Origin of the sequence: Chryseobacterium sp. LJ668 (assembly GCF_019613955.1) — a bacterium.
GTDB lineage: Bacteria > Bacteroidota > Bacteroidia > Flavobacteriales > Weeksellaceae > Chryseobacterium.
The window spans coordinates 3,201,525-3,222,431 of sequence record NZ_CP080443.1 but is presented as its reverse complement, the minus strand read 5'-3'; the positions used below and the strand labels follow the sequence as shown (position 1 = coordinate 3,222,431).

The window sequence follows — 20,907 nt, the reverse complement described above, 5'->3', positions numbered from 1 at the left end:
TTCTTCCTGAGGAAGAACTTTTATTTTACACTTTTGCCAGTAATTCTTTTATTCTTCTCATCGCTTCTATCAAATCTTCTTCAGAAGCAGCATAAGAAAATCGTATACATTCCGGGCTTCCGAAAGATACACCTCCGACGCAGCCAACATGAGCTTCTTCTAACAGAAACATAGCAAAATCATCCGCGTCTTTTATTTCAGTTCCGTTCAGTGTTTTCCCGATGTAATACGAGATATCCGGAAAGAAATAGAATGCCGCTTTTGGTAAAAGAACTTTAAAACCAGGAATTTCTTTCATCAAATCAAACATGACGTTTCTTCTCTGCTCAAAAGCATCAATCATGTATTTATATTCTGAAGGGTCGGTCTGTAAAGCAACAATTGAAGCTCTTTGAGCCATCGTATTGGCCCCGCTTGTCATTTGTCCCTGAACTTTTTCGCATGCTTTAGCCAACCATTCCGGACATGCCGAATAACCGATTCTCCAGCCCGTCATTGCAAACGCTTTTGACATACCGTTGATTACTGCAGTCTGCTCATAAATTTCAGGAAACTGAGCAATAGACGTAGTTTTTGTTTCATAATTAATGTATTCGTAAATTTCGTCTGAAATTACGGTCACATGAGGATATTTTGCAATCACTTTTGCCAAAGATTTTAACTCATCAAAAGTGTAGTACCCACCGGAAGGATTGCATGGCGAACTGAAAAGGATAGCTTTAGTTTTTTCATTGATCGCTTCATCCAATTGCTCAGCAGTGATTTTAAAATCAGTTACATAAGAAGTAGAAAGCATGATAGAGTTTCCGCCCATCATTTTTACCATCTCATCATAGCTTACCCAAAAAGGTGTCGGAAGAATCACTTCATCTCCATCATTGATAATGGCCGCCAAAACATTGATAATTGCCTGTTTGGCACCATTTGACACACAAATCTGTGTTGGTTTATAATCTAATTGATTGTCTCTTTTTAATTTATCTGAAATAGCCTGACGAAGTTCCAAAAATCCCGGAACAGGAGAATAATGGCTGTAATTTTCATTAATGGCATCAAAAGCTGCCTGTTTTATATTGTCGGGAACATCGAAATCCGGTTCACCTAATGTTAAAGAAATGACGTCTATTCCGCTGGCTTTCATTTCTCTGGCCTTGTTTGACATTACGAAAGTCTGAGAGTAACCTAGTCTGTTTACCCTATCTGAAAGTTTATTCATGTATCTTTTTGTCGTTTTAACAAATATATATAAAAACTTAATGTTAATATAATGTGATCAATATATTTTAGAAAAATTAAGCTTCTGGAATACCGCAAATTATATGTAATATGTTTAAAAAACATAATCTGAATATGAAATAAAACTTATTTTTGCTTTTTATATCAATCTTATGTCAGTAACGTTAATTCAGAAATATTTCCCGGAACTTTCCGAAAAGCAAATCGAGCAGTTCTCAAAATTAGAAAGTCTGTATGGTGAGTGGAATGAGAAAATCAATGTCATTTCCCGAAAAGACATGGAATCGCTTTATGAAAAGCATATTCTGCATTCTCTAGGTGTTGCGAAAATCATGGAATTTGCTCCAGGAACAAAAGTTCTGGACATCGGAACTGGTGGTGGTTTCCCAGGAATTCCCTTGGCAATCTTGTTTCCTGAAACAAAGTTTACATTAATTGATTCTATAGGAAAAAAAATTACGGTTGTCAATGCTGTGGCAGAAGGTGTGGGCTTAACAAACGTTACCGCAATTCACGGAAGAGCTGAAAAAGTAAAAGAGAAATTTCATTTTGTAGTAAGCCGTGCGGTAACGCAGATGCCTGAATTTTTACGATGGCTTAAAGGGAAGTTTGAAAAAGAACAGTTTAACCCAAAACACAATGGCGTTTTGTATTTAAAAGGAGGAGATTTAGCTGAAGAATTGGCTGGATTGAGATGTGAACTTTTTAATCTTAAAAATTATTTTGACGAAGAATTCTTTGACACAAAAAAAGTAGTTTATTTATCAAAAGGTAATTTTAATTCGTAAATTAGAACTTGTAAAGAATATTTTTTGATAATTTTCGTTTAATAATTATAATTTTATATAAGATGAAAACATTGTGTAATGCAGCCTTATCAATAATCTTTATAGGGTTTTCATTAGTTTCTTGTAAGGAAGATGACGATTATGAGACCATAGAGTCTGCAGAAAAAATAAAAATTGACAGCGTTCGAATTGTAAATGATACCATGGCTGTAATGACTGTGCAAGGTATCAGGACGTATTCTACGTATGCTTCTCAATGTCAGGGATTTTACGGATATGATTATGTACATACCGGTAATTTTTCCAGAAATGTGACTGCTTACAAATATCAGACAGACGGTTCGTGTTCTCAGACCAATCACATTTCAGCCAATCAGATCAATTTTAGTCCGCAGCAAACAGGAACTTATACTTTTAAATTCTGGACAGGTGACAATACCTGGATTACCAAAACAATTGTAGTTGAATAATGAAAAGTATATTTTTAGCTTTATTTTTGATTTACGGCACAGCATGGAGTCAACGAATAGAGTGGAGACCGGAAAAAAAATTGGTTTGGAACAACTTTAAAAGCAAAATCAATAATCAATACGGAAAAGATATTGTGGCTTACACCCATTGTGGCTGGGTATATTCTGTGGTGAAATCTTCAAATCCAAAAGGCTCAGCAAAAGTAAATATTGAAACCGTTTTCAACGAAGACAAATCCTGGAAAGATGATAAACGAATCAATGATTACGTTTTGAACCACGAACAGAAACATTTTGATATTGCAGAAATTTATGCAAGAAAAATCCGAAAGGAGATTATAGAAAAAATAAAAACCACAAGCGATTACGATAAATTTTTTCAAACTCTTTATAATCGTATTGTCAAAGATTACAAAAATTTTCAGGCACTGTATGATGGGGTGACAGAACATGGTATGAATAAAGAAAAACAGGCCGAGTACGACATCTTAATTAGCTCTGAGCTTGAACAACTAAAAAATTACCAAAAACTTTGAAGTTTCTCAATAAAATTATAGATGAACTGCTGTTACAAAATTCAGATTTGTCACAGTTTAATATCGTTTTACCGGGTAAAAGGCCAATTGTTTTTATCAGACAGATATTAGAAGAAAACAACTACTCGGGATTTCTTCCGAATTTTTTTACGATTGAAGAACTGATTGTTAATATTGTCGACCAGCAGACAATTCAGGGGATTGCGTTATGGCTTTTTGCTTTTGATGTCTATAAAACGTTGAACCTAAGCCCTAAAGATGATTTTGCCGAATTTTTAAAATGGTTCCCAACGCTGCAAAAAGATTGGGATGATATTCTGAAATTTTCTGAAAGTGATACTGCGGTTTTGCAATATATGTTTGATGAAGAGCGTATCAAAGACTGGGCGCAGGATTTAGGAGATGACGGAGATGTGCCGCGAAAAAAGTTTTTGAATTTCTGGAAAAATATGAATGTTTTTCTGCCGGTTCTAAAACAGAAGTTGAAAGATAAAAAATGGGCAACTCCAGGAATGATTCATGAAGCTGCAAAAGCTAAAATCGTAGATTTTGCTAAAACCACTCAGGGAAATTTTGTCTTTTGTGGCTTTAATGCTTTTACTCCTGTAGAAGAAAAATTGGTCAGAAATCTTTTGCAATGGGACAAAGCGCAGTGTTTTTTCCAGGGTGATCAGTATTATTTTGATGATGAAAGGCAGGAAGCCGGAAAATTTCTCCGAAATCATAAATTGTGGAAAGAATTCAATGAAAGTAGGGTTTTTAACTGGATTGAAGACGATTTTAGCCGGTCAAAAAATATAAAAATCTATGAAGTTTCAGGGAATGTAACGCAGACAAAAGTTCTTCCTGATCTCTTTAAAGATATTGATAACAAGACGTTTACAAATACGGCTGTAGTCTTGCTTGATGAAAATCTACTGCCTGCAACCCTGGATGTGATGCATCACGTTGAAAACCTGAATATTACCATGGGTTTTCCTTTGAAAAATCTTTCATTTTCAAATGCAGTAAAACAGCTTTTTTATCTACAGAAACAATTAGAAAAAAATAAATCTTCCTATTATTACCGTGATGTTTTTCCAATTTTAGAAGAATTGCCTAAAAGTGATGATGATGAAAGAGTAATCAATGAGTTTAAATCTAAAATTGAGGAACGAAATATTGTCTACATTTCTTTCCGCCTATTTTCAGAATTACTTTGTGATTTATCTTATTTTAATCTGCTTGAGAAAGCTGATTCCGGATATCATTTTTTAGATCTGCTGATTAATTTCTGCCAGCGAATTAAATGGATGGAACTAGATGATATACAGTACGAAAATGTATCGCACTTCGAGAATGCATTTAGGATTATAAAAAACCAGATTTCTCCTTATGGCTTTGAAATAAAGATGGATACTTTGGAGGTTTTGATCAACCAGCATATCAATTCCGAGAGTATAGATTTTCAGGGTGAGCCGCTTAAAGGTCTACAGGTGATGGGGCTTTTGGAAACGCGGCTTCTCAATTTTGAAAATGTGATTCTGCTTTCCGTTAATGAAGGAAAATTACCTCTAGGAAATTCACAGAATACTTACATTCCTTTTGATATCAGAAAACATTTTGATCTGCACACATTTCTCGAAAACGACAGTATTTATGCCTATCATTTCTATAGATTAATTCAGGATGCGGAAAATGTTCATTTGTTGTTTAATGCATTAAGTTCCGGAGTAAATACTGGCGAAAAAAGCCGTTTCATTACACAAATTGAGATGGAGAGCAATCATGATATTGAACATTTGATTGTAGAAAATACTTCTGAGCCTATTTCAAGTCAACCGATTGAAATTAAAAAGACACCAATTGTGATCGAACAGTTGCACAAGTGGAAAGAAAAAGTTTCTGCATCACATTTGACAAGTTACCTCTATAATCCTATAGATTTTTATTTATCCAAAATTTTAAATACCTCAGAGACGGATGAAATTGAAGAAGAACTTTCGATAAGAAACTACGGAAATCTTGTGCATTACACACTTCAAGAAATTTATGAGGTTTTAATAGGTAAAATGTTAAAATTAAATGATTTAGAAAAATCAATTCAACGGATAGATGAATATATAAATATAGCTATTGAAAAGCTAAAACATCAGCCTGAATTTTATAATAAGGGAATGAATTTCATTCATAAAGCTATCGCCAAAAAAGTAATCATAAACATTCTGAATTACGATTTAGAATTGATCAAAAAGGGCAATTCTTTGGAAATAGTAGACATTGAAAGAAGATTTGAAAATATTGATTTTTATCTCAACGAAAACACTAAAGATAAAGTTTCCTTTTTTGGATTCATCGATAGGATTGATCGCTTAAACGGAACGATAAGAATTATTGATTATAAGACAGCCAAAATCAAAAATTTAGCTGTAAAAATTGACGCTGAAAATAGAGATCATTATTTCCATAAGGAAGATCGTAAACAGGCTTTACAGCTTTGTATCTATCAGTATGTTGTGCAAAGTCTCCCGGAATTTTGGGGCTTCCCGGTTGAGACAGGAATCTGGAGTTTTGCGGATGCTAAAAAAGGAGTTGCATCGCTTGAATTTGCTGAAGGAAACCTTGATGATGCCATGCAATCGGTTAAAAGTCTTATCCTGGAAATTCTAGATCCCGATATTGATTTTACTGAAAAAATTAAAATGTACAATTATTATTAAAAAAGTCCGGTAAAAACCGGACTTTCATATTTTTAAAAAGCGTTAAAACCTGTAATATCTAGACCTGTAATGAGTAAGTGAACGTCATGTGTTCCCTCATAAGTAATCACCGATTCTAGATTGGCAGCGTGTCTCATCATCGGGAATTCACCCATGATTCCCATCCCGCCTAGAATCTGACGCGATTCTCTTGCAATATCAATGGCCATTTTTACATTATTTCTTTTTGCCATAGAAATTTGCGCAGGGGTTGCTTTATGATCATTTTTCAATGTTCCCAATTGGTAGCAAAGCAATTGAGCCTTTGTAATTTCAGTAAGAAACTCTGCTAATTTTTTTTGCTGAAGCTGGAATGCTCCGATAGGTTTTCCAAACTGTTTTCTTTCTTTAGAATATTGAACGGCCGTACAATAACAATCAATCGCAGCTCCGATAACGCCCCAAGAAATGCCGTATCTTGCTGAATTTAAACATGATAAAGGTCCCTTTAACCCTGTAACTCCCGGAAGTAGATTTTCTTTGGGAACTTTTACATTGTTAAAAACAAGCTCACCTGTTTTTGAAGCTCTTAAGCTCCATTTATTGTGGGTTTCGGGTGTAGTAAATCCTTCCATTCCTCTTTCTATGATCAATCCCTGCACTTTACCCTCTTCATTTTTAGCCCAAATAACCGCTATATCACAAAGAGGAGAGTTAGTGATCCACATTTTGGCACCATTCAAAAGATAATGGTCTCCCATATCCTTAAACTGAGATTCCATAGAACTAGGATCTGAACCATGATTAGGCTCGGTCAATCCGAAAGAACCAATCATTTCACCGGAAGCTAATTTGGGTAAATATTTTCTTTTCTGTTCTTCAGAACCGAATTCGTTGATTGGAAACATCACTAATGAACTTTGTACAGAAGCTGCTGAACGCACTGCCGAATCTCCTCTTTCCAATTCAAGCATAATCAGACCGTAAGAAATCTGATCAAGACCAGAACCGCCATATTCTTCAGGAATGTAAGGTCCCAAAGCCCCGATTTTCCCTAATTCTTTCATCAAACCGGGCAAATCTGTGTGATCCTGAGCTGCCTGATCGATATTTGGCATCACAAAACTTTCAACCCAGTCTCTTACTGATTGGCGGATAAGCTTATGTTCTTCGGTAAGTAAAGCATCGATTCCAAAATAATCCGGGATGCTGGTGAGAGGATAATATGACATGTAATTTAAATTTTCCTAAAAATAATACTTTTCACACTGTCTGAGAAAACTTTTTAAGAAAAATATTTAAACTAATCTTTTATGAATTTGTAGAGATATGGTGCCTTATTTGCAGATCCGTCATATAGCTTTTCGAGCCTTTCCAATGAGTTCATGCTCAGTATTTTACGCTGAAAATTATTTCTTCTGAATTTTTCACCTAGAATTGTTTCGTATAAAGACTGAAGATCTTTCATCGTGAATTTTTCAGGCAGAAGATTGCTTGCTGCAACTTGAGTATCAATGTTTTTGCGTAAATATTCGTGACCGTCTGATATGATCCTATCGTGATCAAAAGCCATTTTCGGAAGCTTGCTAACTTCAAACCATGCACAAGTTTCATTAAACGCATCCGGAAAAGTATTTGCCAAAGAAAAATCAATGAGACTGCAGTAACCAACGGTAATAAATCGTTGTAAAATCCAGTGATCCTTCGGGACGTCAAGGCCTTTGTTATTGATTAACGTTTTATGAACATTATTTACCGTACGGTCTAATCTGCCAAAAGTATGAAATTGTTCCAGGAAAAGCCCTTTCAGGTGGGTTCTTTCATACAAAACCCTGTCTGCAGCTTCACGAAGATCTTCATCCAGAAAAACGAAACCTCCGGGAAGTGACCAAAGATCAAGATCATGGTATTTTAAAAGCAAAACCTTCAGAATGTTATCATGAAAACCAAAAATAGTACAGTCAACGGAGATATTGGGGATAAAATGTTTTTCCTCAATAAGCTGTTTCAGTGTTTCTATGTTTTTTGAACCATACGTTTTCATAGCAGTAAAAATAAAATTATTTTTTAATTTTTGATGTGATCTTGTCTAAAATAAAATAAACTCAGGCAAAATAGAATTACAACAGCGCCTAGAATATATAGAGAGTAAAATGTTAACATCTTATTTTCAAAGAGTACAGACATGAGTATCGAACTTACCGAACTTCCCAGTGACGAGAATATAACAATCATTGATGTAAATGTATTTATTTTTTGATTATTGATCTGAGCAATCATTTTTGAATTGATAAGCGGATAGAGTGGTGAGAGAAAAAAACCAATAATAGGGAAAAGATAAAGTAGAATCCCTGAATTATCTGAACCGAAATACTGAATACAAAAGATAAGACTAAGCAGAGAAATAATACAGATCAGACAGAAGATAAAATATTTTATTAAAGAAAAACGCTGAATAATGTTTGCAGTAATAATTCGACCAAGATATGAAAATAACGCAAGCGTAGATGATGCCTGAATTGAGAAAAAGGAATTGACTTTTAAATGATTTTTATAAAATGCCGGAAGCCAAGAATTAAAACTCTGTTCTGTGAAAACAATGAAAAATATAACCGCAAAAAATAAGATAATTGAAGTTTGCTTGAATGATATCAGGTTGGATATGGTATTGGTTTTCAGATTTTTATCTGCCTCTAGGATTTTTATTTTTGAAAATAAATAAATGGTTATCAGAGAAACAAGTGAGATGAAAACAAAGCCAAATTTCCAGTATTCTGAATATTCGCCTGCAATCAACCATCCAAAACCTACATTCACAACAAAAATTCCAATCATGAAAGAAGCTTCTACCGTATTCATGGTTTTTGCCAAAGATTTTTCTTCTGTAATGTTGTTTCTTATGATCCCGTAAACGCAGATTTTCCCAATCGCAAAACAGGTTCCTATAATCGCAAACCAAAGCTTATAAAACCAGAATACCTGAACAAAAGGAAGAAGTAATGAGCATATCCCAACGATACTTAGTGCTAAAATGATGGATCTTTTAGTCCCAATTTTACTGATGAAATTTACTGCGAATAAAGAAATAAAAGCAATGGGCAAATCTTTAAATGATTCTAAAAACCCCAGCTTATCATACCCGATATTTTCCTGTGAAAGCTGTAAAATGACAATGCCCATACAGTTTAAAACCATTGAAAAAATAAAAAAGGTCAATCGTAAAGGAAGAGTGATATTCGGTTGCTTGAGGCTCATTTTCGGGAAGGAATTTCGGGCATTTTAATGATTTTTTAAGACTTTTAACATAAAATTTAGGCCTTTGAAGCCCCAAAAATAGTGGAAAAATTAAAATAAATGTGAATTAGATGTTAATTATTTAAAAAAAAATTTATTTTTATTGTCTCAATTTGAGAATTAAAAAACTAACTGTATATGAATGTAAAAATATCAAGAAGTTTAGGGGCAATTGCCGTACTGTATTTTACTGCACAATTCAATGCCCAAAACACCACTACTGACACAATCCAAAAAGAACAGAAAATTGAAGAAGTAGTGATGATTGGTTATGGTACTCAGAAGAAGAGTAATGTGACGGGTGCAATATCAAGCATAAAGGCAAGTGATATTGAAAATATTCCTGCTGGTAAACCGGAACAGGTGTTACAAGGTAGGGCTGCAGGGGTCAATGTGATTTCAAATTCCGGACAACCTGGAGCATCTGCAACTATTCGAGTGAGAGGTGTTACCAGTTATTCTTCAAATAACGATCCGCTTTGGGTAGTGGATGGTATTGTAGTTGACGGTATCGGTTGGCTAAGTCAGAGTGATATTGAAAGTATTGAAGTGCTGAAAGATGGTGCTTCTTCTGCCATCTATGGAGTTTCTGCTGCAAGAGGGGTTATCTTGGTAACCACTAAAAAAGGTAAAAAAGGAAAACTTAGTTTATCATACAATGGTTTCTTCGGAGTAAGTAACGCTGCAAGGAAAATAGATCTTCTAGATGCTACACAATATGCGACAGTAATCAATGAAGGTTTTGCAAATGATGGACAACCTGTGAGATTCCAAAATCCGGCGTCTTTTGGAAAAGGTACTGATTGGCAGAATGAAATTTTCGGCACTGGAGCAAGACAGAACCATGAGATCAGTATACAAGGTGGAAACGAAAAATCTACTTATTTTGCGTCATTTGGATATTACGACCAGACCGGTATCGTAATGAGCGATATTTCTTATTATAAAAGATTAACAGGACGTTTGAACTCAACTCATAAAGTAACAGACTGGCTAACTTTGGGTCAAACTTTTGCGTATACCAATCAAAAAAATCAGGGGATTAATGCTAATGGTGAGTTTGGCGGTCCTCTAAGTTCTGCAGTGAATTTGGATCCCATTACTCCTGTTGTCGTAACAGATTGGTCACAGGTAAATTCTGCCTTATATACCAATGAACATATTGTAAGAGATGAAAATGGAAATCCATACGGAATTTCGCCTTATGTAAACCAGGAAATGTCTAACCCAAGAGCTTTTAGATATACACAATTAGGAAACACTAACTGGTCAGACGATTTTATTGCTAATGTTTTTGCAGAAGTGAAATTTTTAAATCATTTTACTTTTAAGTCTTCATTAAACGGTAAAAAAGCATATTGGGGAAGCCAGAATTTCACTCCACTTTTCTATCTAAGTGCTACGTACAGCAATTTACTTCTAAACAGTTTGAGCCGCACTACTCAAACCAAATTTGAATGGAGTTTTGAAAACACATTGAATTACCAAAATAAATTTGGAGATCACAGTCTGAATGTGCTTTTGGGAACAGGTTATTATGATTATAATATTGGAAATGGACAAAGCGTCACCCATAAAGGTCTCCCGATTAGCAGTTATGAAGATGCATCCTTTAACTTTGATGTTCCTTTGGTCAACCAAACTTCCTCAGCATGGGATAATCAGGAATGGAACAAAGCTTCTTACTTTGGACGTTTGATTTACGACTATAAAAATAAATATTTGTTTACCGGTACATTAAGATATGATGGTTCATCATTGTTTGGGGCAAACCATCATTGGGGTGTATTCCCTTCATTCTCTTTAGGATGGAATGTGGATAAAGAAAACTTCTGGCCGGAAAATAATGTTATCAATAGTTTAAAATTTCGTGGAGGTTACGGAACTTTAGGAAATGATGGTATTGAGGCTTATAAATTTTCAAAATTCTATGTTTCCGACGCTAATTATACCAGCGGATCTGGAGGCGTACTAATTGGATATCTGCAACGAGGTCTGGAAAATAAGGATCTAAAATGGGAAACTACCACCCAAACCAATATTGCTGCAGATCTACGCCTTTTCAAAAATTTTACTTTAACTGTTGATGTTTATGACAAAAAAACATCAGGTATTCTAAGACCTGTTCAGATTCCAGGGTATGTAGGCGTGACCGGATCGTATATAGCCAATATTGGAGACATGAGTAATAAAGGGTTGGAAGTAGAATTAGGTTACAAAAAGAATTGGAATGATTTTACAGTTTCTGTAAATACTAATTTCGCTTACAATAAAAATGAAGTTTTATCACTTGAACAGGGAACAAAATTTCTGGATGGAGCAGGTTTCCAATCTATGGGATCGATCCAGAGAATTGTGGTAGGTGATGCCTATAATTCTTTCTATGGCTTTAAAACTTTGGGTGTTTTTCAAAATCAGGCACAGATTGATGCCTATGTAAATTCTAATGGACAAGTGCTTCAAACAGACGCAAAACCTGGAGATTTTATCTGGGCAGATTCTAACGGCGATGGTGTAATTAGTGATTTGGATAAAGTGAATTTGGGAAGTTCGATTCCTAAATATAATTTTGGAGCTACTTTAAATCTAAGCTATAAAAACTGGGATTTTATGGTATTCGGACAGGGTGCAGGAGGAAACAAAATCTTTCAGGGTTTAAGAAGATTGGATATGTTAGATGCTAATTATCAAACAAAAATCTTAGACAGGTGGACGGGAGAAGGCTCTACTAATGAAAATCCTAGATTAACACGAGCAGATGCAAACAAAAATTACTCAAGACTATCTGACTGGTATCTGCAAAAAGGAGACTATTTCAGAATTAAATTAATTCAGTTAGGCTATACACTTCCTCAGGATGTTACCCAAAACTTTGGAGTTAACAAACTACGCTTTTATGTAACTGCCGAAAACCTAGTTACTTTTACAAAATATACCGGGTACGATCCGGAAATTGCAGCTGGAGACTCTTTTGGAATAGACAGAGCATTTTATCCGCAGGCAAGAACTTTTATACTGGGAGCTAATATAACTTTCTAATTTTTAGTACAATGAAAAATAAATTTTTAAAAATATCAATAGCAGCTTCATTTTTAGTGAGCGTGTCTACTCTTAATGTAGCTTGTAATAACGACACTTTGGAAGAAAAAGAATACAAAGGTGCATTTGCCGGAGATAACTTTTTCAGAAATGAGCAGGAATGTTTTTTTGGTCTTGTGGGCACGTATGACGTGATGAGAAAATATGCAGGTGGTTTTGAAAATATGGTAACTTTTTTCAATGCGGCTTCAGACGATTTCTATGCAGGAGGTGGTAGTGCTACAGACGGAGCAGGTATTCAAGGAGCATCAAGTTTTCAGATTAACTCAACTACAATGCCTGTAAGTTACTGGAAAGATTATTATCAGGGTATTGCAAGAGCAAATGATCTTATCCAAAATGCTCCGAAGGCATCAATGGATGAAAATTTAAAGCAACGCTTCATTGCGGAAGCAAAAACTCTTCGGGCAATGTATTATTTTGATTTACTGAGGGTTTTCGGAAATATTCCTCTTATTTTAAAACCTTTTGAAGCAACAGACGATTTTTATAATGTTCCGCAAGTTGCACCTGCACAAGTTTATGCTCAAATAGAAAATGATCTGAACGAAGCTTTGCCAAATCTTCCTATGACGGTAAGCGGAGAGCAAAACGGTAGATTAACGCAAGGAGCGGCAAAAGCTCTTTTAGGCAAAGTGTATTTATATCAAAATAAAAAAGCCCAAGCTGCTGCACAATTTGCAGATGTAAACGGAACCCCAGGAGGAACCAGTCAATATGGATATAAACTGTTGGCAAGCTATGATGATCTTTGGAAAGCAGGAGTAGCACTGGGTGGAACTGCAGATCCTTATGAATTTACATCAGAATCTATTATTGAAGCATCCCACAGTGATCAAGGGAAATCTGATTGGGGCTTTTGGGGACAAGGCAAAGATGAAGGAAATTCTATTTGCGTAATGACGGCGCCAAGATCTTATACAAGAGTTATTCAAACAAATCCTGCAAATAACGCGCCTGATGTTGTTTCAGGTTGGGCTTTTAATACCATTACCACAGATCTGTTCAATTTTATCCAAAATGATCCTCGTGTGAATTCTACTGTTTTGAATATGAATACATTAAAAGCGCAGAATAAAGCAAGTTATGCACCGGCTTATAAGGATACAGGTTATTTTCTTAATAAATTCATGCCTACTTCAGATAAAAAATCAACTTTAGGAGTTACCGAACTTAATTATCGTCAGAATTATATGGTGATAAGATTAGCAGATACTTATTTAATGGAGGCAGAAGCTCTAAATGGATCTGGCGCTAGAGCTCAGGCTCTATTAGATGCCGTGAGAGCAAGAGTAGGATTGGCATCTGTACCCGTTTCCCTTCAAGCGGTAAAAGATGAAAGAAGAAGAGAGCTTGCTGGTGAGGGACATCGGTTTTTTGATTTGGTAAGATGGGGAGAAGCTTCTGCAAAATTGGCTTCTAAAGGTTTTGTAGCAGGGAAAAATGAAATTATGCCGATACCTCTTGCGGAACTTACAGGAACTATACTTAAACAAAATCCTGGTTACTAATTAAACATCAAAAATTATGATAAATAAATATATCAACAGAAGTTTTGTACTGGCTTCTTCACTTTTCCTGTTGGCAAGCTGTACACCAGATACGGTTGAAGGAAATGGTATTGATCAAGGACCAATAGATGCCTCATTTAAAATTACCAAAACTTCAGAAAACCATTATCTACTAAAAAGGAACTATAGTAATTATCTTAATTCAAGCTGGAATATTGATGATGACGGTTTCAATAACGGAAAAGGTGAACAAAATCTTTTTCTTCCTGATGCTGGTACTTATATTATTCAGCATCAAGCAATTGGTATTGGCGGTGTTGTAGGTGGTACTGCAAGCGAAACGGTTGTTGTTCCTACATCTGATCCTATCTCTGGAAATATGATACAGGGCGGAAGATTTGATACTCCTGCTGAAGCTGCCAAATGGACAATACACAACATCAGTACGTCTGGCGCACAGTGGGTTATTGCCAACGGTAAAGCTACTATTGTAGCAAACGGAAGTAATCAGCAAGGAATTTACCAGGCTGTGAATGTCGTGGCAGGACAAAAATATTCAATCGATTTAGTAGCGTCATCCGATACTCCTCTGATAAATACTTGGTTTGAAGTATATATTCTGAATACAGCTCCTGTAAATGGGCAGGATATCGGCGGAACGGTTTATAGAAATATTAATACGTGGGATGGTTGTGGAACTAGTAAATTTAAAGGAAAAGTGTCATCAATAGGATGTAATGGTTCTAAAAATGGAGGGGTTTACACCGCAACAACAACAGGGACAGTATATTTAGAAATTAAATGCGGAGGAGGAACTGTTAATAGTTTAAGCATTGACAAAGTAGAATTCAGAAGAATGCAATAATTTTTCCATATAACAATTAATATGACATTACAATATTCATATAGTTTCTTTAGAGGTGCTGCACTTTGCGGTGTAGCACTTCTTTCTTTTTTTGCATGTAGCAGCGCTTCTTCTGATATTGCTGCTAACGAAAATCCGGCTACCGGCGGAGGAAACATTTCCGGAGATCCGGTTGAAGTATGGTTAACCAAAGGTGACCAATCCATAAAACTTCAACAGCAAAGCGCAGCTTATTTCACATCTTCTTCAGCAACAGGAACAACTATTGATGTTGACGGATCACAGGTTTATCAGACTGTAGACGGTTTCGGATATACTTTAACGGGCGGAAGTGTTGCCGTGATTAATCAGCTTTCTGCTTCCAAAAAACAGGAATTACTGAATGATCTTTTCAGCAGTTCAGGCATTGGCATAAGTTATCTTAGAATCAGCATTGGAGCTTCAGATCTGAACAGTGAGGTTTTCACCTATAATGATGTACTTTCCGGGCAAACGGATCCTACACTTTCACAATTCAGTTTAATGAAAGATCAAGCTTTAGTTCAGATGTTAAAAGATATTCTGGTTATTAATCCGAATATCAAGATTTTAGCCACACCGTGGACAGCCCCTGTCTGGATGAAAGACAACGGAAACAGCATCGGAGGAAGTTTAAAAACAGAATATTACGGTACTTACGCACAGTATTTTGTAAAATATATTCAGGCAATGCAGTTACAGGGTATTAGAATCGATGCGATCACTCCGCAAAATGAGCCGTTACATCCGGGAAATAATCCCAGTATGTATATGACTGCTGCGAATCAGGCAACTTTTATCAAAACTTACTTGGGACCAGCTTTTCAGGCTGCCAATCTGAGTACAAAAATTATTGCGTACGATCATAATTGTGATAATATTGTCTATCCTATAAGTATTTTAAATGATACAGCCGCAAATCCTTATGTGGACGGATCTGCTTTTCACCTTTACGCAGGAGATATTTCCGCTTTAGGTAATGTTCATAATTTATTTCCTAATAAAAATATCTATTTTACAGAACAATGGACAAGTTCTGTAGGAACTTTCTCCGGAGATTTAGACTGGCATGTGAAAAATGTGATCATTGGATCCATGAGAAACTGGAGTAAAACAGCATTAGAATGGAATGTAGCCAATGACGCCTCATTCGGGCCTCATACAACAGGTGGTTGTACGCAATGTAAGGGGGCGGTAACAGTTAATAGCGCTTCAAACTACGAAAAGAATGTCGCATATTATATTATTGCGCATGCCTCCAAATTTGTTCCTGTCAATTCTCAAAGAATTGCTTCTACAGAAGCAGATAATCTCTCAACGGTAGCCTTCAAAACTCCGACGGGCAAAACTGTTTTAATTGTACAGAATGGTAATGCAGGGAATAAAGCTTTTAATATTAAGTATAATCAAAAAACAGCACCGGTCACTATTTCAGGAAACTCAACAGCGACCTATATTTTTTAAATAATCACAAATCGTTAATATTTCTATTCAACAGAATATTAGCAATTATGATATTGTATACAACATCGGAAAAATATACACTTTACATGAAAAAAATTTTTCTCTTATTACTTTTTACAGCATTCGGATTTACAGCATTCGGTCAAAAGACAACTGATCAGAAAGTTACTGAACTGTTGTCTAAAATGACACTAGAAGAAAAAGTAGGACAGCTTGTGCAATACAGTGGTTTTGAGTACTCAACAGGTCCGCAAAATTCAAATTCTGCCACTGTTTTAGATGAAATTAAAAAAGGAAAAGTAGGTTCAATGCTGAATGTAGCCGGTGCGGAGGAAACCAGAAAATTTCAGGAATTAGCTTTAAAATCAAGGTTAAAAATTCCTTTATTGTTCGGTCAGGACGTGATTCACGGGTACAGAACAACATTTCCCGTGAATTTGGGTCAGGCGGCAAGCTGGGATTTAAAATTAATTGAAAAATCAGAAAGAATTGCGGCTACGGAAGCATCAGCTTATGGAATTCACTGGACATTTGCACCAATGGTCGATGTCGCAAGAGATCCGAGATGGGGCAGAGTGATGGAAGGCTCCGGAGAAGATACTTATTTGGGAACTTTAATTGGTTTGGCGAGAATCAAAGGTTTTCAAGGAAAAGGTTTGGGAAATCTTGATGCAATTATGGCTTGTGCAAAACATTTTGCAGCATACGGAGCGGGAGTTGGCGGAAGAGATTACAATTCTGTCGATATGAGCGTAAGACAATTGAATGAAACCTATCTGCCACCTTTCAAAGCTGCTGCAGAAGCAGGAGTTGCCACTTTTATGAATTCATTTAATGATATCAACGGAATACCGGCAACAGCAAACAAATATATTTTAAGAGATCTATTAAAAGGTAAATGGAACTATCAAGGTTTTGTGGTTTCAGATTGGGGAAGTATTGGCGAAATGGTTCCTCACGGGTATGCAAAAGACAATAAAGAAGCAGCTGAAAAAGCAATTATCGCAGGAAGCGACATGGATATGGAAAGCCGTGCTTACATGATTGAACTTCCAAAATTGGTTCAGGAAGGAAAGGTTGATCCAAAGTTGATCGATGATGCTGCAAGAAGAATTTTGGTTAAAAAATTCGAGATGGGATTATTCGATGATCCTTACAGATTTAGCAATGAAAAAAGACAGAAAGAACAATTAAACAATCTCGAAAATAGAAAATTCGGAAGAGAATTTGGTTCAAAAAGTATTGTTTTATTGAAGAATCAAAAGAATATTCTTCCGCTTTCAAAATCGACGAAAACGATTGCATTGATCGGACCGTTCGGAAAAGAAACTTCCGCGAATCATGGTTTCTGGTCGATTGCCTTTAAAGATGATAATGAAAGAATCATCACGCAGTTTGACGGAATTAAAAATCAATTAGATAAAAATTCAACTTTATTATACGCAAAAGGTGCCAATATTGATGATCAGGACAAATCGATGTTTGCAGAAGCGGTAGAAACGGCTAAAAAAGCAGATGTGGTGATCATGACTTTAGGTGAAGGTTCGGCCATGAGCGGTGAGGCAAAAAGCAGGAGTAATCTACATTTCACTGGAGTTCAGGAAGATTTATTAAAAGAAATCGCAAAAACAGGAAAACCGATCGTTTTAATGATCAATGCAGGAAGACCTTTAGTTTTTGACTGGGCGGCAGATAATATTCCTACTATTGTTTACACTTGGTGGCTGGGAACGGAAGCGGGAAATTCTATTGCAGACGTACTTTTCGGAACAGTAAATCCGGGTGGAAAACTTCCAATGACTTTTCCTAGAACGGAAGGACAGATTCCAGTGTATTACAATCATTACAACACAGGAAGACCTGCGAAAAATAATACAGATAGAAATTACGTTTCAGCTTACATCGATCTCGATAATGATCCGAAATTTCCGTTTGGATATGGTTTAAGCTATACTCAGTTTAAATATTCTGATATGAATTTAAGTTCGACAAATCTTAAAGGAAATCAGACGTTGAATATCAGTGTAAATGTTTCCAACACCGGAAAATATGATGGGGAAGAAGTGGTGCAGTTATACATCAGAGATCTATTCGGAAAAGTGGTAAGACCTGTGAAAGAATTGAAAGGCTTCCAAAAAGTGTTCATCAAAAAAGGAGAAAGTAAAACGGTCAACTTTACATTGACTCCCGAAAATTTAAAATTCTATGATGATGAATTGAATTACGATTGGGAAGCCGGAGAATTCGACATTATGGTCGGAACCGATTCTCAAAATGTTCAGACAAAAAGGATCAACTGGTCAAAATAAATATTAGTTTACAAAAACTGAGAGCGGGATGAAACCCGCTTTTGGCAGTGAAGGCTGGTATTTGTACAATTATCATTCTGAATGAAATGTAATGAAGGATCTAAAACAGTTGTTATTAAAGAGATTCTTCGTCCTCAGAATGACAAGCTTTGAAAATAATTATATAGCATTCAGTACTAGCGTTTGTCATTCTGAACATAGCGAAGCGGATTGAAGAATCTATTTCAAATTATACTAGAGATTCTTCCTTCGTCAGAATGACAAAATCAAACTTTAATCCTGGAATCATGAGAATAAAACTTCAACATATTTTCAATATAATCATCAGCGGAACTTTTCTTTTTTCTGCTTCAAATTGCGCTTCAAAAAAGCCCGATTCCATTAGAAAATTAATTTGGAATGATGAGTTTAACGGAAAAGGATTACCCGATGCTACAAAATGGAATTACGATGTCGGCGGTGATGGTTACGGAAATAATGAAGCTCAATATTACACCAAAAACCGTTTAGAAAATGCAAGAGTTGAAGATGGAAATCTTGTTATTGAAGCCAAAAAAGAAAACTGGGAAAAGAATAAATATACGTCTGCAAGACTTTTAACGAAAGGAAAATTTTCTTTTCAATATGGAACGATTGAAGTCAGAGCAAAGCTTCCGAAAGGCCGGGGAACATGGCCTGCAATCTGGATGATGAGCGAAAATATGAAAGAATGGCCGGAAGACGGAGAATTGGATATTATGGAGCATGTTGGTTTTAATCAGGGATTTGTTCATGCTTCGGTTCACACAAAAAAGTATAATCACATTATCGGAACACAGAAAACGGATACGTTGATTGTGAAAGATGCAAGTGAAAAATTCCATGTGTATAAAGCAGATTGGACACCTGAAAAAATTGATGTTTACATCGATGATCAAAAGTTTTTCACTTATGAAAATAAAGAAAAAACGTATGAAGCGTGGCCTTTTGATCAGCCGTATTTCATCATTTTAAATCTCGCCGTCGGTGGATTCTGGGGCGGAAAAGAAGGGATTGATGACACCATCTTTCCTCAGAAATACTACATCGATTATGTAAGGGTGTATGAAAATAAATAATAACCACAACTAAAATTCCCCTCCTTTGGAGGGGTGGATAAATTTTCGAGAAAAATTCAGACGGGGTGGTTTAAATATAAATAGAAAAAAGAAGAAGAATAAATGAAAAAGCTAATTGTAAGTTGTTTTGTAATCGGAATTGCATTCAATGCAAACGCACAGAATTACTGGAAAAAAAATGCAGGGAAAACAGCAAAAATTATTTTTACCCATGCAAAAACCAACGAGAAAATGGTTGAAAAAGGCACGGTAAAATTCGAAAAAATGGATCAGCCGAAGGAAACAGATGCCTGTGTTTTTGTTGATCCCGATTTTAAATATCAAAAATTAATCGGTATTGGTGGCGCAATTACAGATGCATCAGCTGAAACTTTTTATAAACTTCCAAAAAATAAGCAGAAAGAAATTATTGAAGCCTACTACGGGAAAAATGGTTTGGGATATACAGTTGTTCGTACCAACATGAATTCTTGTGATTTCTCAAGCGATTCTTATACTTACGTAACAGAAAACGATAACTCACTGAAATCTTTCAACATTGCACATGATGAAAAGTATAAAATTCCAATGATTAAAGAAGCTCAGAAAGCCATTGGAAACGATTTTACGTTTTACTTTTCACCTTGGAGTCCGCCGGCTTGGATGAAATCAAATAAAAATCTATTGAAAGGTGGAAGATTGGAAAATCAGTATTATCAAACCTGGGCAGATTATTATATTAAATTTATCAAAGAATACGAAAAAAGGGGAATTAATATTTGGGGTTTGACCATTCAAAATGAACCTATGGCAACACAAAGTTGGGAATCTTGCATCTATACTGCTGAAGAAGAAGGGGAGTTCCTTAAAAAGAATTTAGGGCCGACTCTTTGGAAAAACGGTTTTAAAGATAAAAAAGTAATGATTTGGGATCACAACCGTGATTTGATTTATCAAAGAGCCACAACAACTTTAAGCGATCCCGAAACTTCAAAATATGCTTCAGGAATCGGTTATCACTGGTATGAAACATGGAATAACAAAACTCAGTTGTTCGACAATTTATTGGAAACGCAAAGAGCTTTTCCTGAAAAGTTTTTGGCCTTTACCGAAGGTTGTAAAGAACAGTTTGATCTTACTAAAATTTACGATGTAAGTTTAGGCGAATTGTATGGAAGAAATATGATCAACGATTTCAACAAAGGAACCGCTTTATGGACAGATTGGAATGTTCTTCTTGATGAAACCGGTGGACCAAACCATGTTGGAAATTTCTGTTTTGCACCCATTATTGCCAACACAAAAACCGGGGAGGTGCATTATACCTACGAATATTATTATGTAGGCCATGTTTCAAAATACATTAAACCTAATGCGCGAAGAATAGGGACCTCATCCAACAGAGCGGCTTTAACCTCAACAACTTTTATGAATGAGAACGGACAACTGGTAACCGTCATCATGAATGATTCAGACAACGATATCGATACCAATCTTTGGATCGAAGGGATGTCAGCGAAATTATCAGCGCCTGCACATTCTATACAGACCGTAATTTTATAG

General features: G+C 35.8%; 15 protein-coding genes. 11 read left to right on the top strand and 4 right to left on the bottom strand.

Annotated elements, in window-relative coordinates:
- Positions 1 to 25: 25 nt before the first annotated feature.
- Complete coding sequence (locus K0U91_RS15045; RefSeq protein WP_219968939.1) at positions 26 to 1,216, bottom strand: pyridoxal phosphate-dependent aminotransferase; 1,191 nt, start codon at positions 1,214 to 1,216, stop codon at positions 26 to 28.
- A 172-nt stretch (positions 1,217 to 1,388) separates the two neighbouring features.
- Between K0U91_RS15045 and rsmG the strand changes: the two genes are divergently transcribed.
- The 4 genes from rsmG to K0U91_RS15025 all read left to right on the top strand — a co-directional run bounded on the left by rsmG (position 1,389) and on the right by K0U91_RS15025 (position 5,729).
- Entirely contained in the window at positions 1,389 to 2,024 is a 636-nt protein-coding gene (rsmG, locus tag K0U91_RS15040) for a 16S rRNA (guanine(527)-N(7))-methyltransferase RsmG (RefSeq protein ID WP_220179320.1), read from the top strand.
- A gap of 62 nt (positions 2,025 to 2,086) precedes the next feature.
- Positions 2,087 to 2,494 (top strand): hypothetical protein, encoded by a 408-nt coding sequence (locus tag K0U91_RS15035; protein ID WP_220179319.1) that lies wholly within the window; start codon positions 2,087 to 2,089, stop codon positions 2,492 to 2,494.
- Positions 2,494 to 3,030 (top strand): DUF922 domain-containing protein, encoded by a 537-nt coding sequence (locus tag K0U91_RS15030; RefSeq protein ID WP_220179318.1) that lies wholly within the window; start codon positions 2,494 to 2,496, stop codon positions 3,028 to 3,030. Before K0U91_RS15035 ends, K0U91_RS15030 begins: the two co-directional genes overlap by 1 nt.
- A complete protein-coding gene (locus K0U91_RS15025) occupies positions 3,027 to 5,729 on the top strand; it encodes a PD-(D/E)XK nuclease family protein (RefSeq protein WP_220179317.1) in 2,703 nt (900 codons plus the stop codon). The genes K0U91_RS15030 and K0U91_RS15025 overlap by 4 nt, the downstream gene beginning before the upstream one ends.
- A 32-nt stretch (positions 5,730 to 5,761) precedes the next feature.
- Here K0U91_RS15025 and K0U91_RS15020 read toward each other — a convergent pair whose 3' ends face one another.
- The 3 genes from K0U91_RS15020 to K0U91_RS15010 all read right to left on the bottom strand — a co-directional run bounded on the left by K0U91_RS15020 (position 5,762) and on the right by K0U91_RS15010 (position 8,963).
- Positions 5,762 to 6,940 (bottom strand): acyl-CoA dehydrogenase family protein, encoded by a 1,179-nt coding sequence (locus K0U91_RS15020; RefSeq protein ID WP_220179316.1) that lies wholly within the window; start codon positions 6,938 to 6,940, stop codon positions 5,762 to 5,764.
- 71 nt (positions 6,941 to 7,011) lie between these two features.
- A complete protein-coding gene (locus K0U91_RS15015) occupies positions 7,012 to 7,752 on the bottom strand; it encodes an NUDIX hydrolase (RefSeq protein ID WP_219968945.1) in 741 nt (246 codons plus the stop codon).
- A gap of 23 nt (positions 7,753 to 7,775) precedes the next feature.
- Positions 7,776 to 8,963 (bottom strand): MFS transporter, encoded by a 1,188-nt coding sequence (locus K0U91_RS15010; protein ID WP_220179315.1) that lies wholly within the window; start codon positions 8,961 to 8,963, stop codon positions 7,776 to 7,778.
- Between the two features lie 177 nt (positions 8,964 to 9,140).
- Here K0U91_RS15010 and K0U91_RS15005 point away from each other — a divergent pair, with 177 nt between their 5' ends.
- From K0U91_RS15005 to K0U91_RS14975, 7 genes are all read left to right on the top strand, one after another.
- Complete coding sequence (locus K0U91_RS15005) at positions 9,141 to 12,041, top strand: SusC/RagA family TonB-linked outer membrane protein (RefSeq protein WP_220179314.1); 2,901 nt, start codon at positions 9,141 to 9,143, stop codon at positions 12,039 to 12,041.
- An 11-nt stretch (positions 12,042 to 12,052) separates the two neighbouring features.
- Positions 12,053 to 13,612: a RagB/SusD family nutrient uptake outer membrane protein gene (locus tag K0U91_RS15000; RefSeq protein WP_219968948.1), complete on the top strand. Its 1,560-nt coding sequence runs from the start codon at positions 12,053 to 12,055 to the stop codon at positions 13,610 to 13,612.
- Positions 13,613 to 13,628: 16 nt separating this feature from the next.
- A complete protein-coding gene (locus K0U91_RS14995; protein ID WP_220179313.1) occupies positions 13,629 to 14,477 on the top strand; it encodes a hypothetical protein in 849 nt (282 codons plus the stop codon).
- A 21-nt stretch (positions 14,478 to 14,498) separates the two neighbouring features.
- Positions 14,499 to 15,959 (top strand): glycoside hydrolase family 30 protein, encoded by a 1,461-nt coding sequence (locus K0U91_RS14990; protein ID WP_220179312.1) that lies wholly within the window; start codon positions 14,499 to 14,501, stop codon positions 15,957 to 15,959.
- An 86-nt stretch (positions 15,960 to 16,045) separates the two neighbouring features.
- Positions 16,046 to 18,268 (top strand): beta-glucosidase BglX, encoded by a 2,223-nt coding sequence (bglX, locus tag K0U91_RS14985; protein ID WP_220179311.1) that lies wholly within the window; start codon positions 16,046 to 16,048, stop codon positions 18,266 to 18,268.
- 287 nt (positions 18,269 to 18,555) lie between these two features.
- Positions 18,556 to 19,365, top strand: a complete 810-nt coding sequence (locus K0U91_RS14980) for a glycoside hydrolase family 16 protein (protein ID WP_220179539.1) — start codon at positions 18,556 to 18,558, stop codon at positions 19,363 to 19,365.
- A 102-nt stretch (positions 19,366 to 19,467) separates the two neighbouring features.
- Positions 19,468 to 20,907, top strand: coding sequence for a glycoside hydrolase family 30 protein (locus K0U91_RS14975; protein WP_220179310.1), 1,440 nt, complete (start codon positions 19,468 to 19,470; stop codon positions 20,905 to 20,907).